Source organism: Streptomyces sp. AHU1, from assembly GCF_045343905.1.
Classification (GTDB): Bacteria; Actinomycetota; Actinomycetes; order Streptomycetales; family Streptomycetaceae; genus Streptomyces; species Streptomyces triticiradicis.
In genome coordinates, this window is the sequence record NZ_CP174284.1 from 411,966 (window position 1) to 427,797 (window position 15,832).

At 60.9% G+C, this 15,832-nt stretch carries 1 protein-coding gene (running past one end of the window); it reads right to left on the minus strand.

Going from position 1 to position 15,832, the window contains the following annotated elements:
- Positions 1-15,832, minus strand: partial view of a hypothetical protein gene (locus ACICHK_RS42780; RefSeq protein ID WP_406841729.1) — the 3' portion only. It continues 17,069 nt past the right edge of the window; only the last 15,832 of its 32,901 coding nucleotides appear in the window; its start codon lies off the right edge, out of view — the gene reads right to left on this strand; it ends in the stop codon at positions 1-3.

Sequence of the window (15,832 nt, forward strand, 5' to 3'; positions counted from 1 at the left end):
TCATCCGGTGGCTGAGGGCTCCCGGTTGGTCATGATCAGCCCAATCGGCGAACTCCAGGGCCAGTTGGGGCGGAATCGGGTTCGCGGGGGCAGCATCACGAGTATTTCGGGAAGCCTCAGTGCCCCTTCGACCCACAAGGCTTGAGGTGGACCGGCTGGAGTGATCGCGCCGAAGCATGCAAACTCGTCCAGCAGCCATGCATCGTGCTTCGCTATCTCCTGAACATGTCCCGCCACGTAGACCGTCGTGTCAAGGGCAATGGCTACGAACTGCGCCCAGTTCAGGATCTCGGGCGTTATCTGACCGGCGTCAAAGGTAAACAGCAGGGGGGAGCCGGTCGGAACGGCAGCCTTCCTGAGACGTCCAGCCAGGTCGAGCGGGGTCACGGAGGAACGTTCGCCTTCCCCTTCGAAAGCCATGACCTGCAGGTTTCCGTCGAGCAAGATGGTTTCGAGGTGAACTACACGCGGGGGAACGTCGGCGAAGGCGACGGAGGTGACAGCAGGCAGAGGCGCTTTCTGAGTGAACAGGCCTCCGCTCAACGCGGCACCCGCCGGCGCAGTGAACCGACGAAGCGGTTCCGCCTCGCCGAAAGGCTTGTCGGGAGTGAAATCCAGTGCATGGTCACTCATCACCGCTGCAGGAGTAGTGTCCCGCTCGGGAATATCGATCATCAACGGAATCACACCACTCTGCACTTCTTTTCTGGTAGACGAGGTGAAGGTGACAAATACTTCGGCATCACCGCTGTAACTGACCATGGGCTCTGGAGACTTGATGGCTACGCCGGAGCGGGTCTGTTCACTGAGTCCGCTACCGCGTCTGCTTCGGTACTGTCCGCCGACGCCGCCCAAAAGGCTCCCATCGACAGCATCACTAAGACTTGCCTTGACTCCGCCCTGGACAGTCACTTCCTTTTGAGTCCAGTCCTGGCGGAATCTCCGGTGCACGGATGCCACTTCATTCAAGGGGCTGAACTGTGCACCGTCCCTGGTGCCCTCATAGCGCAGGCGGACGATCCTCACTGCCAATTCCAGACTCCCGCCCTCGTTGCGGAAGTAGCGCCAAGGCCCTCGGGTGACAGCTCCACTCCCGCCGAACGCCGTGGCGATCTGGGCGGACAGCTGGCTGTGGCTGGCGAGGCTGTTCCCCGAGAAACTGAGGCGACGCCATTCGGCGGACTTCTGCCCGAAGACACGTGGCCCGAATACTTCAATCAGCTGGTGAACGCCGGAGCTGTCAGCGAGCCACCGCAGGACATCGGTGTCTCTCAGGCCATGATTCCAGATGTGCATGGGGGGCACTCGGACCGGAACCGGTCGCGGCGCGCTGACTGTCGAGGCCGAAGAGTGCTTCGAGTAAAGGTCCGTCGCCTCGATGAGTACGTCAATGCCGACGCGGGCCACGGCTGTCGTCCGAGCGGACGTCCCGATCCGCTGGAGCGAGCGCTGCAGCATCTGCGGCAGGGCGGTCACGCGCAAACCGTCGAGCGGGAAGGCGGACTCGGGAGGCACCGCCCGGTTGGGGTCACCGATTCCGCGACGTTCCATGCGCGCAATGATTACTGCCTCGCCCTCACACGCCAGAGCGGGGCGTTTTTCTTTGACCGTCCTTCCCGAGGTCACAGTATTCACCGTGTTGTCCTGGATGTCCCTGCCCCACGCAAGGGTGAGGGAACCGCCTGCCACCGCCGCCGGGCCCACAGGGAAGGGACTACTGGTGCCGAGCAGGGTTGCCGAGAGCATGTGTCCGGTGCCCGCCCCCTCCATAGCGGAACTGTCGACGCCGGCGAAAGACCTTTGTTCGACGGTTCCAGTATTGAATTCTGTCTTGTTGGTACGACCGGTGACCTGCTTCAGCTCGACGGCACCGGAGAGTACGACTCTGCTGGCGCCGTGACGCACCTCGATCTGCCCGCCGGATGTGAGTCCCTTGATCACGGCCTGCAATCTGACGAGATCCAGTTCCTGCCGGAGCAGGCGCCGTATCTCCGGCCAGTCCTCGCGCAGGACGGATCGGCCCTTCTCGTCGAAGGCCTGCAGCGTCTGGTCCAGCGCCGTCGTGGCGACGGGCCGACGGTACAGCGGGTAGACATTTGTGACAGTGTCCGATGACTCGAGCCTGTGGCGACCTATGCGGCCGGGCAGTTCTGGGAGCGGCCCTGATGCCGCTGCCTCTCCCGCTGTCAACAAGTCGCGTTGGGGGATGGCAACTCGCGCTTGGGCCTGGACCTGGTGACGGTCCATGGTCGACGCAGTGAAGAATCCTCGGTGCCTCACGATCACGTCAAAGGTGACCTCGCAGGTCACAAGCACTGCTGCTTCTTCAGTTTTGCCGCGGCTGACTGTGCCGCCTCCGCTGTCCCTGAGCTGGCCAGAAGCGTGGTCTATCAGCCTCATGTAGGAGACTGCCATGTCCATGTGCGGCGGCTTCACCCGCACGGGCACGCCATAGGATCCCCGCCGCCAGTGGTTGGCGCTCACACCGGACGAGGTGCGGTGCTGCGTGCCGAACTCGAACTCGTATGAGCTCAGAGGCTGCGTGTTCGAGAAGCCGGTCAGATGCGCGCCCACCGTGACAAATAGCGAGCCGGCACCTGTGCCAATCTCGTACTGGACCAGTTCCCCTCGGGTGAGCACCGACAGCTGGGCCCTCAGAGCAAGGGGGTCGAAGCTCTCCCGCAGCCCAGCTTCCACATCAGCAGGCATCCGTCCGAGCTGCTTGCGCACCTCGCGCTCGATGTGTTCGAGGACCTGTGCTGCCTGCAGGCTCAGATCATGCACGACATCAGACGCTCCGATCATGTGCGCACGTGCCAGACGTCGGGGAAGTCCGCCGAGCGCAACCTGCGGTGCCGCGGGCTCCACCGCGGTCGGTGCCTCAGGGCCTGTGTAGACAGCCAGGCCGTCATCTCCCACCTGCTGAGTGGTCGTCACCGCAGTGTCGAGGCTGATCTGCAGGCGCAAAGGGACTTCGACAGGGTCGGTGCCCTCGGCCCGCAGGGTGACTATGACTCCTGCTTCGTACACCGTCTGGGGCTCTGGATACTTGCCGCTGGAGTGAATCTTCCGCATCTCTCCTCTGCGGTGGCCCTTGCGGTTCTGCACCAGGCCGCCAGCAGTTCCGCCGATGCCGAACTGAGTGCTGGTGCCGTCGACAGGGATGCCTCCAAAGCTGCCTTGGGCGCTGGCAAGGCCGGTGTGGAGCGCCTGGTCACCCACGGAGGAGGTTGTTTCGTTGACGATGTTCTTCGTCGCTTTGGGCTCCTGCTTCACGTAGGTGAGTTCGACGACACGGGCTGTCGCGGAGAAATGGAAGGTCCCTCCCTTGCGGGCGGCTGTCACACGAGGTGAGGTCAGTGGCAGACCCCGAGTCATGGCAGGAAGATGCGCCATGACACGTGAGCGGCTGAAGGCAGCCTCGACGTCTGCGGCAACATCGTCCCAGGCCCTCCTGCCGATCCGTCGCCCGAGTTGTTCCACCGCACGAGCCAACGGGGTGATGTCCACCAGGTCGCGGACAGTGGCGTGGTCGTCCAGACCTCCGATGGGCCCCCAGACGCTGTTCGGCGGCTGGTGGACGATCGTTCCCGCCGGGTGCCGGGGTGAAGGCAGCGGGCTTGCCGCGTCGTCCTTCGGTCCGGCAGCAGCCAGTTCTGTGAGCAAGGTGTCTGATGCGATGCCCGGTTCGAACGGGCGGGTCTCGCTGCGTTCGACGAGAGCAGTGAACCCGATGCGGGCCTCGGCGCTCCCGGACGATTGCCGACTGCCAGAGTGGAAGGTGAAGTGGAGGTCGGCACGCCCTGTGAAGAAGACGCCAGGCACCTTGTTCTTGATTGTTCTCACAGTCTCGTGCGTGGTGCCCCAGACCGATATCTGTTCGGATCCCAACTGAACGACACCGCCGGCGCCGAACAGCATCGGGTCGCCGCCCAGCGATGTGGTCCCCGCCTGGCCAGGTGCAGGGAGGCGTCTGGCCTTCCCGGATGCTTTCTGTTCGGACGAGGAGCGGACAATACCCGTGCCCGAGTTGAATTCGGTACTTTCGGTCGTGCCTCCGTCGGCACGCATGTCCGACACGGTTGCGGTGACCTCGACGACGGTTCCCGGGCTGCTGGCAATAGCCACTCCTCGGACGCGGAGCGCTTGCCCGGACATCAGGTCCTTAAGGTTCTGCTGAAGACTGTTTGCGTCCAACTGGGTGGCCAGCCGACGGCGTATGTCGGTCCAGGCAGAAGCGCCGAGGGCTTCGCGTCCCTGTGCATCGACTGCTGCAAGGATCGTTGCCGCGCAGTCGCCTCCTTCCTGGGTGAACACGTCGATGACAACATCGGTATGCCCCAGGCGCCGGTCATGGATGATCCTCGGGGGCGGTGCAAGGTTCAACGGTGCTGGGGAGGCCTCGGCATGGGATGCCTGTGTCTCCCGGGTGGGTACCGCGACGACCGCGCCGATCGTCACGGAGGCGGGCGCAGCAATGGGCGCCGCGGGAATGAGGTTGCCTCCCCATCTTTTCAGGCCGCTGAAGTCGAAGTCGATGCGGAAGTCAGCGTCGTAGAGCGTTCCGCTCTCTTCGGTCTTGCTCCGGGTGACGACGCGTCCAGCGTTGGAGCGGCGCGTGCCGCGCACGCGATCGCGGATCCAGGTGAAAGGCAGTGCCACGGTCCAGCCGGAAAACGTGAGCCTGCCCTGGACTCCGCCCTGTTTCTGCCAGCGCTGGTCACTCTGGATCTCTGCAGCGGTCTGGGACTCGGAGCCGCATTCGAACTCAATCTTTTCGGTGCGGAGGTAGTCGAGGCGCGTGAGTGAGGCCCGAAGGACGATTTCGCCGGCCCACAGGCCGTTGTTGTAGGTGGCGGTCCAGCTCTGGCCGCGGCTGAGCGTGGTCAGCAGTGGGCGCAGGGTCTGCGGACCGAAGAAGTCGGAGACGAGGGATTGAATCGCCACACGGTCTCCCGGCAGCACGCCGGTGAGGGCATGGGTGGCGTTATCGATGACGGTGGAGGCTTCGTCACTCAGGGCGAGCACTAGATCGGAGTTGCCCAGCCGTCCTTCCCTGAGCCGAGCGGGAGGCAGACGCTTTTGCCCGTTGGCCTGGTGCGAAGCGGTCGGCGCGGGCCGTGTCCGCCGCGGCCTCGTGTCGCCGGGATGTGTGCTGAGTGCTGCGTCGCCCGTGTTTCCTGCCGGGGCGGGTCCTTTTCCTCTGCTGGGCGCCGGTGGCTGGCCGTTCGACGGCTTGCGCTCCGGCCGCGAAGAGGGACCCGGATCACGGCGGGGCGGTCGTGCGGGGCCACCATCCTGACCGGATCCATCCGGATCGGACGGCTGCGCGGACGCCGGCCACCACGGTGGTGGATTCTCCATGAACGTGACCACGGCATAACGACGCTCAGCTGCGGCATCGCGACCCGATTGCGATCGCGTCAGAGTCATAGCCCGCCCGCGGCTGACAGGTTCCGGTGTCCAGCCCTCGAGGCCTTCGTTCTCCATCAGAATGCCAATGACGTGTCGAGCACGTGCCGCTCCCCGCTCAAGCGCACGATCACTGCGGCTGTTGTCCGAAGTCAGCCGGCTGCCGTTGCCTCCGGCGGTGACACTAGCTACAGGCATGGTAAGACCGCGTGCTTCCCGCTCCTGTTTCACGCGGGCGAGCTCCACAGCCAGTTCCCTTACTCGCGCTTGTTCCCTCGGAGACAGTTCAATGCGGCCTTCCTCAAAGGCGAACTGCAGGCTCTCCTGCGGGATCTTGACCGGGGAGATGATTGCATCCGTCGAGGTTGCCTCGGGCGCGGTGGCAGTCGAGGAGTGGCCTGAGCCTCCAGGCGTGGAGCTCGGTTGCGGCACCGTGGTCGCGGGTGATCCGCTCAGTACTGCGAAGACCTGGTCGGTGATTTGGGACCCGTGCGCAGGCGTCCCCGTGTTTGCGGGGGCGGTGTTCTGAGAGTCCTCCTCGACCTCATGGATGGAGGGAAGAGTTGAGGTGAAATCACGACCAGGTCGGGACCGCCGCTGACGGTCGGGCTGCGGCGAGGGCGCGATAGATCTGCCCTGTCCGCTGTCGGCCACAGGCCCTGTCGGCTCCGTGGGCTGCGCAAGAGCTGCTGGAGAAGGAGTGGCTGACGTGGGTTGACGCTCGGGCTGAGGCGGCGCGACGGTGTCCCGCGTGGAGCGTTCGCTGCTCGTCTCGGGGTCTGCGGTCAAGGTTTCGAAGGCACGATCGACTCCCGTGGTAACGGGTGCCGCAGAGGTGAATTCGGACTGCTGGGTGGCGGATGGTACGACGTCCTCAAGCGGGAAGAGGCCGTGGACCTCCCGGTGCGCGTCCGCCCCACCGACATAGGTGTCCTTGTCGGCCGAGAAAGAAGCTGACGAACTCGAAGCGACTACATCCGGCACCGGTGAGGAACCAGCGCCATGTGCTCCGTTGAGGGCCGGCTCGGAGTTTGAGGCGGCAAGGAGAGCGGCGGAATTGCCGACGTGGGCTCTGTCCTCGGCATCACCGCTGTGGATGTCCCTATCAGTCTCGCCAAGTGAGAAGCCCTCGTCACCGGGGAGCCGAACTGGACCGCCGCTGAGCATGGAGTCCACGGCAATCGCCGCCAGGCCCGGAACGGTCCAATTGCGGCTCGCGGATTGTGACTTTTCGATGACGGCGGGCACCGTGCGCATCAGTTCCAAGAACCGGTTCGTGGCCTCATCCGGCCCGACCCGGGCGCCCAGGATCTGAAATGCTTCCCTCATCACCTGCGCGTTGAGCCGCTGATCGGGCGGAGGCTCATCGTATAGATCTTCCTCATCGCCGGCTGTGCCAGCCAGCTCTGCAGGGTCTGAATCCGCGGCTTCTCCCGGGCTCATCTCGCCCGTCGTGAACGAAGACGGTCCAGCTGTGTTCAGGGATTGGCTCGCCGCGTCTTCACCCAGGCCAGACCCGGAAGGTGCAGCAACAGAATCGCTGGCGGCCGCGTCAAGAAGCGTTCCACGCTCCGGACTCGTCATGGTCAAGGACGCTGGCGTCCCACTCTCATCGACGACCGCGGCTACCTGTAGATAGCCGTCCTCCGTGAGCAGTTCCACGTTCCCCTTGAACGCGTACACATTCCTGTTCAAAGCAGTGGAGAGCTTTGCCGCCAGTGACCTCTTTGAACCCTTTGGCGATTTTTTATCCCGCGAGTCGATAACTACGGAACCGTCTGAAACCACCAACAGAACGGGAATGTCAGCACCTGCGAAGAAGAAGATCGACATATTGGCTATCCGGGCGACGAGTTCCTCTTCGCTCACGATCGAGCGATGGCCATCGTTGTCAAATAGCTCAAGAAGGCTCTGATTGTCCGCAGCACGGCGCGCCGCAACCACGAGCGGGATCGACTTATTCGACCAGGGGGTCCGTACAGCCTCTGCGGCGTCAACATAGTTCGAATTATCCGAACCGTCTATTCTGCGTTCGATCACCCGATACGATTGGATTCGATCAAAGAATTTATCAGAATCTGCCTGCAGATAAGACAGGCCGCAGAGTTGAGCTCCATATTTCAGAGATGCATACCCTGACGTATCATTACTGAAATCACGTACAGCTTTGTTTGAGGGCAGTGTGTTCCGCACTACTTCTCTCGGAATCCAAGGACCTTTCGCGCGGTAAACTATCGACTGCCTTCCATTAGCGCGATAGAGCACCCATGCGCCGTCTCCTTGAATATCCGTCCGCAGCCCGCCAAGGATTCGAGTATGGGTCGCCTTTTTTCCGATCGGAGCGAATACATCGTACGGACCGTTCTTGGCCAGGTTCTCGGCATAGCTGCTGCCGCTTGAATCCGCCTCACCCGTATGACAAGCCGCCAGAACAATGGCCGTCATGTCAGGCGCGAGCGCGGTAATGGATTTGCGCCGCTTCAACCGGGCTGCCAGACGATCAGGGGAAATATGGGAGCCGTCCTTGGCTGCCAAATGTCCCACGTTGCCATGCCCTGCGACGACGATTACTCGTCGTCCCAGCCACGGCACCGGCTGCGGCTTTCTGACCGTGCGTGTCGCTTCGTAGGAATTGACAAATTCCTCATGTTTGAGGTATTCGACCCTTCGCCACTCCCCTAGGATATCATCCGGCATGAGGCTGTAGCCGTTGAAGTTTCCTTCGGCATCGGAGATAGGCATGAGTTCGAATCCCCACCGAACGTCATCATAGGGGTCTATTTCATCGATTCCCGTCGCCGGAGGATCAAGCAGTGGCTGCTCCGGAGCAGCCACTGCTTGATCCTCCGGCGACGGGGAGACAATGAAAATATTTCCCCTAAATCCTCCGGCGCCGTCATCAGTCTCGTCGCCTGAATGCCGGGCGGCAATCTCAAGGCCGAGATGCAGAGGTCCTCCGTCTTCGTAGGGCCTCATGGTGATCTCGCCGTTGGTGACGTAAACCTCAGCCTTGGCAAGTTTGGCAATTTCTTGCGCAAGGCCAAGACTGTTTTTTGCTGCTTCAGAGATAACCAGCATGAGCGGAGTATTCTGCTTCGCCTTCATGCGGTAACGGCCGACGACGATGCTTGCGAACTGGTTAAAAGTGATTTCTCTGGTTTTGCCGTCTTGCATCAAGACGATCATGTGGCGCCGACCCGGGGCCAGCTGCCCCCTCACAAGGTAGGGCTGCTTATCAAAGCTTCTCTCCGGCTCGGGAGCTGTCTGCGGGATCCCCAAATTACGCGGGCCGCGCTCGTGCGTACGAATGTGCAGGGTGTCAGCCACACGCTGCCCGACTCCGGGCGTGCCGAGGAAATCGACTCCTCGTTCCCCTGTGCTGTCGTAGAAGTGGCCAGCCGCCACGATCTCGCGGGCGCGGATGGGGGCGGCAACTGTCTCGGTCCGCTTCTTGCGCCGGAACTGTCCTGAACCAGGCAGCCTTCCCCTTGAGCGAGGAATCTGGCCATACGGCGACGCCAACGCCTGTGGAGCCCACTCCGCTGCCAGCCGCTCCGCACCCTGCATGTCGCCTGGATGCTCCTTCAAGTGTCTGGCCACCAGGTACACCACCTGCCACTCCCGCGGCAGATCAGCAAGCAGCCCGCCCGGCTCAGCAATCCTGGGCGGCATCCCCCCGACACGCGGCGCCACCAACGCTTCCGCCTCATTCAGAGCACCACCGAACCACCCCTCGTCCCACCCCCGCTTCCCCCACGACACTTCCGCAACCGCGACCGCATGGTCCAACAGCGCACCTGACACCGGCGACACAAGCACCATGCCACTCGCCGTCGCCGTCAGGTCACCACTACCGACACCCCCAGTGCCCGGCGCTGACGAAGCCGGCTCACCCACGCCAACCACACCCGATCCCGAGGGGACGAGCAGTTGTTCAGCAGAGTCCTTCAGGGCCACGGCCTGATCCGAACCGGCCTGTGGTTTGAAAACGGTCCAATCCTCCGGCGACTCGCCCTCGTCCACCAGCACGGCCACGCGAAGAAACCCTTCGGGGTTCGTAGTTAGAACCACCGTTCCTCGGTGCGCAAAAACCTCACGCCCCGAAGCAGATGCCAGCAATTCCGCCAGAGGCCTCTTTTCTCCATCTACTTTTGCACTGTTCCCAGGCATCTCTACCAAGCTGCCCCCACGCGCGCCACCCGAGACCACCAGAACCACTGGAATATCAGCACGAGTAAAGCGCATAACTCTTTGATCAGATGCCAGGTCAGCTAGATTTACTGAACTAATAGTTGCATTTTCTCCCGTTGCGGGGTCACGTAGCAGGATAGTGCTTGAACCTTGCTTGCCCGACTGCGCAACGAGAACAAGGGGCATGACATCGCTACGCCAGGGCGAATCGATTTCTGCCTCTTGACGATACCCAGTTTCACCCTGCCGGCGTACAGCAACTACATACTTCGAAGCACGATCAAAGAATCTTGTGCCCGGAATTTCAGTGTAAGAAAACCCAATTGTCTGAGTGCCGTAGCTGATGAACTTCCTAGGTTGCCCGAGCGAACTCGTCTGAAGCCAGGCAGGGATGTCCGAATTACCCGAAGTGCGGCGGGCATCAGCGAGAGATGCCCAGGGCCCTTCGGGCGCGGTAGTCACCGTTATCCCCGTCACCGGGTCGACAGTCACCCACGCACCGTCGTCTAGGACATCGGTTCGCGGGCCACCAGTAAACCCAATTGTTCCTCCCACCTGAGTAGTCGCACCATAGACCTTCATGTTCATCAAGTAGGCCAGTTTGTGCGCAAAGGATTCCCCTTCGGCATCCGGTGCACCTGAAAAGCATGAAACGGCAACGATTGACTTCACGTTGAGTTCTGTGAAGGAGCGACGCCTTTTGAGAGCCGCCGCCATTTGCTCAGCACTCACATGTTCACCGGTATGCGTACGCATATATCCGGGCTTGCCGTGACTGAAAAGAATGAATCTATTTTCATCTTCAAGCCAAGGAACATTCACGGAGTTACGGCTGACCGCCTCATTTCGGCGAACGTTAGTAAATTCCGAGTGATCAAGCTTGTTTGTTCCTTTAAACTTCTTGATGTCCGCCAGAGACTTTGTCGTGTACCCGATGAGGCGGCCGTCTTTACCACCGATGGGTCTAAATATGAGACTTTTCGGATCGCGCGGGGCAGTGGCATCGTAAGGGTTGGGCTCCGATTCTTCGTAAACGCGCTTTTCTGGCTCAGCAAAGGCGACAAGCCAGTCGGGTGCATAGCTTGCCTGAGCGTCGACCTCGACACCCAGATGAAGAGGGCCCCCGGGGCTGTACGGCAGAACTGAGATCCGCTGGTTGCTGGAATAGGCGTCACGTTTCATGACCCTTGCTGTTCGTTCCAGCAGTTGAGTGTCCGCTGCTGCGCCATCCGAGAGCACGTACACCACCGGGGACTCCAGTGGCATAACGGCCAGCTCAGGAATTTCAGAAACAAAATCAACGAGCTGCTCGTAGGTCCACGCTGCCGCGGCTCTGCCTACATGAGGCATCGCAACACGGCGGTACAAACTCCTATGCGGATTGATCCGGACTATGAAAGGTTGCGCAGGAAATAGATCCTCGCTTTCCAGGCTAGTCCACGGAGCTCCTAGTTTCGTATCCGGATCATATGCGTGCATTCGGCGACCAAGTTGATCGCTGAGCTGAAGCGAATCACCCGCCCCGCTCGTGAAATCGACACCCCTGACCTGATCGCCGACAACGAAATACCTCATCTGTATCCGGGGTTCACGTGGCTTGGGCTGCATCTTGCGGCCACTGCCACTGGCTTGCCCCTTCGGGATGCGCGTGGGTGCTCCCGCCAGCAGGGTCGCCTTAGGGATCGGCTCACCCTCCGCCGTCAACGGTCGGATCTGCCGCGCAAAATGCCACGCCAGCTGGCTCGCCGCCACGTCACCCGCGTCCGTCAACCGCTGAGCAACCAAATAGACCGCTTGCCACTCAGGGGCCACCTGTGCCAGCGACGCACCATGCTCATCGATCCGCGGCGGCAAAGGCCCGACATAGCTCTCGACAATCTCGACAGCCCTAGTCTCCGCAGGACTCTCCCACGCACCCTCCCGACGCCGCTTTCCCCACCCCGCCTCCGCCCTCGCAACCTCAACCGCCAACACCGGAACCGGTGAGGCCCACAACCTCCCCTCACCAGCAGTCGCCGCCCACTCGCCAGTCATAACCGTTCCCGGCCGCCCCGACAGTTCCTCCGAATGACTCGTGTCCGATGGACCAGTTTCCCGATGCACTGCACTGCTCTCAGCGTGCGCAGAGTAGGAAAGGGAATTCGATCCAGGGACGAATACTGAGCCGCTTGTCGACGTCGGAAGCGTAGACGTCGCGGATCCAATAACCAGCCCAGGCGTCCCACGGTGCCGGGGGCGGAACTCCTCAAACATGGCTGGCAGCTCATCATCGGCGACCACCACCAGTCGGAGGCGTCCGTCTCTGGAGTCTGTAATGAGTTTTATGTCCCCCCGGTAGCCAAATACAATTCGGCCAGTAGCGTCGGCCACATACTGCGCTAGCGAGGCATCCCGAGGGGTCGCCAAAGAGCCGCCAGGGACTACCAAGAGGATTGCATGCTTGATCTCTGCGCCATGCACGTACGGATGGTTGGCAATCATCTGAGCGAATTTCTTCAGACTCATCAGAGAGGGGCTTCTACCAGAATCCCCATGCAACTCTATTTGCCACGCGTTGCCCATCTGCATGTTTGCTTCGACCACGAAGGGGATCATTCGCGGTGACCACGGGGAAGGCTGAGGCGTCATGACATCGACATAAAACTCCGCTCCCGAGTAGTCTGTCCGACGTTCTACCACTCCATAGGAAGAAATGCGGTTAGCGAAGCGGTTCGATTGCGTCGCACGTACATACGAAAGCCCTGCATATTGAATGCCATAGTATAGAAACTTTGTGAGTCCGAATTCAGGGTCATCGTCCAGTGGAATAGGTTCGAAGTCGGGTCCCCAGTTGGTACGGCGCGATTCCGCGAGTCGCATCCACGGTCCCGAAGGACGGGTGACGGATACTGGGCCTTGGCCTCCAGGCCTGAACTCTGCCCACCCGCCGTAGTTCAAGACTTTGCTCTCCACACCTCCCAGGAGTCGCAAAGCAGTTGAGTGTAGTTCCTCAGGAGCGAAAACAACGCAGTCAGTCCAATTTGCCAAGACTTGCGGTAGGGCCAACTGTCCGCTGCCGGGCAGAGGCTTTGCTGTCTCACAGGATGCCATGACAATCGTCTTCTTTTTGGACAGCAGCGCACGCAACACCGGCTGACGGTTCAGTTCAGCACCCAGCTGCTCTCCGGTGACCGGTGATCCAGCGGGCGTGTAGAAGAAGCCAGGAGCTCCGTGGCCTGAGATAAAGAATGCGTCTTGAGACCAGGGAACAGCTACAGAACGACGATACAGAATTGTTCCATCGAGCAGGTTGGTAAATGTTCTATGTGCTGAGTGGTCCGCCGACCCCCTGGTGTTGAGGTCTGTTAGCGGCATGGTGCTGTAGCCGTTGAAGGTCCCGTCAGGGCTCGATACGGGCATGAGGCCAAGGTCCGGGTAGGAGTATGCATAGGTCTCATCGACCCCGCGGAACGGATCGCGAATCGATCCAGGGACCCGGATCCAGTTCCCTTGGAACGAATCCAGGTCGGGGATTTCACTGCCCAGGTGCAGGGGGCCGCCGGGCTGATAGGAGCGAAGCGCCGGATGGAGGTTGTGGCCCCAGACATCAAGCCCGCTTCGCACGGCCATCTTCACTAGACGCCCCAGACCCGCCACGGCACCGTACGGTGTCACAAAGATCAACGCACCGTCCGGCCCCAGTGCCCGCACACCCGGATCATTAACGATCAGTCGGGCGAAGTCTTCGTCAGGAACCGCAAGAATCTCGCCGCTGCTATGCCGCACCGCCATACAGTCCCGCACTGTCGGATGCGTCAGCACCTTGAGTAGGTATGGCTGCTTGCCGTGCCAGAGATCTGCTTCCTCCACATCAAGCAGCGGCAGAGCGACAGGCGACCACGCCGGGTCAAAAAGATGCAGACCCCGCCCGATCCCCTCGGCCACCGCCTGCCAACTGCCACGTGGCTGCTCACCGGTGAAGTCGATGCCCACGGCTGTCGAACCAGTGTGGAAGAACGACAGATGCAGATCATTCAGGGACAGGACACGTCCCTGAATATCGCGCGCCGGCCGGGCCTGCCCAGGAGCTCCACCCTTCACAACGGCCTTCGGAATCGGCTCACCATCCGCGGTAACCGGGCGAATCTGCCGCGCAAAATGCCACGCCAGCTGGCTCGCCGCCACGTCACCCGCGTCCGTCAACCGCTGAGCAACCAAATAGACCGCTTGCCACTCAGGGGCCAGCTGTGCCAGCGACGCACCATGCTCATCGATCCGCGGCGGCAAAGGCCCGACATAGTTCTCGACCATCTCGGCCGCTTGCGCTTCTGCCGGGCTTTCCCACGCACCTTGCCGACGCCGCTTGCCCCACGCCGACTCTGCCCTCGCAACCTCAACCGCCAACACCGGAACCGGTGAAGCCCACAAGCGCTGTGCACCGGGTACATCCACAAAGGAACCGGTCGACGGATTTATCGCGCCGGTCTCGACCAGATCAGCCGCCAATCCCGGCTCCACTTGAGTTGCCGGCTCTGACGCCCACGACATCTGCGACGTCAGCTCACGCGCCAACACACGCACAGCGTCAACGTCCAGCTCATCCGACCGGATACGTCGAGCAAGCAGATATACCACCTGCCACTCCTGCGGCAGATCACGCAGCATCGCACCGGGTACCACGTTCAACCGTGAGAGCCGTTGTCTGGCAGAAGACTGAACCGCCTCCATCGCCTGGTGCAATGTCTCACCGAACCACGCCTCGTCCCAGCCTCGCTCTCTCCACTCATGCTCGGCCGCGGCCATTTCCTCAGCCAGGTCCAGATTCCTAGCGGACACGGACGCGGCCGGTTCATTCGACATCGCCGGCAAAGACCCCCGAGAGACCACCGGCGCCTGAAACGACCCAGAGGTTGCTGGCAGCGATTCGGACATCCTCGTCAACGCTTCATTAGAATCGATCCTCAATTCAGAAGGAGCATCGAAGAAGTTAGACGATACGATTTCGGGTGAAATTGGTAGCGGACCGCGCTGCGGCTTGTACAACTTCCACATCGGGTTGGGAAGTTCTTCCTCCGGCACCCAGACCATCAATTCGAGATGCGCTTGATTTGTGGACTTCGGAGTCAGATAGACCTCAGCATCTGTCGCATATACCTCGCGCCCTGATGCGGTGGCGAGAATCTGCGGCAGCCAATTCACGAATTCGGCTCCCCCGTTTCCGCTTTCTTCACTGCGCCGAGGACTTCCCGAGAAGGCAAGCACTAGTCGAGTATTTTCAGGAAGGAAGAAAACATATTCATGATCGGCGAACATGAGGGCGGCGTCCCTCTCGTTCATCGCGGACCAGATCTCCATGTCGCTGTCGTACACTTCGACTTGACCCGGATGATTTTCCGACCATCGTCCTGCCAAAACGAATACGTTAGTCCCGTTGGCCCATGGAGAGACTCGCGCGGGAATGCGATGGAATTTGCCGGGCGCATCCCCCGGAAGATAGATCTCATACGCGGGAAGGGGCTCAAAGAAATTTTTGGCCGATAGATTCATGTATGAGAGCCCGGCAACCTGCGTGCCATAAAAGAGGTGATGGACTACCTTTTCTCTTGCTTCCTCAACCGTGAAAGTAATTTTCTCACCAGGCCCCCAGGTTCGGCGGGCGTTCGCCATGCGCTTCAAGGGACCCTGGGGATAAGTGAAAGAAGGCGGGGTGCCATCAGAATTGAACTCCCCCCAACCACCTTCACCGACTACGTCATTTCGCCCTCCTCCGAGGAGATGCCTACTCGTCACCACCGTTGCGGTGGCAGCGAAGACTCGAATATTTACTCCACTTTCCTTGTACTGGTCAGCTATGTCCCGCGCCAAGATACGGCCGGATTCGTCCGCCTGCCCTGCATCACAGGCCGTAACAACAATTGCCTGTGTTTCATATACGCGTTGCCTCCACGCAGGATTTTTCTCCAACGCTTTTACGAGCACTTCACCCGAAAGGATGTTGTCAAATTTATCCAGAATAACTCCCGGCAGTCCATGCCCTTCGATGACAGCGGCTTCCTTAGGCCACGGAACTCGTACAGGACTCTTCACCATCTCCGTTTCGAGATCAAAATTTGTGAACTCACGATGCGTAAGCTTTTCTGCCCTGGTGCGCAGCTTGAGATCATCGAATGAAAATAGAGTGTATCCAGTGATTGTGCCATCCGGGGCAGCGATGGGCAGGAGATCGATTTTCGACCCATCAAGCCCTCGT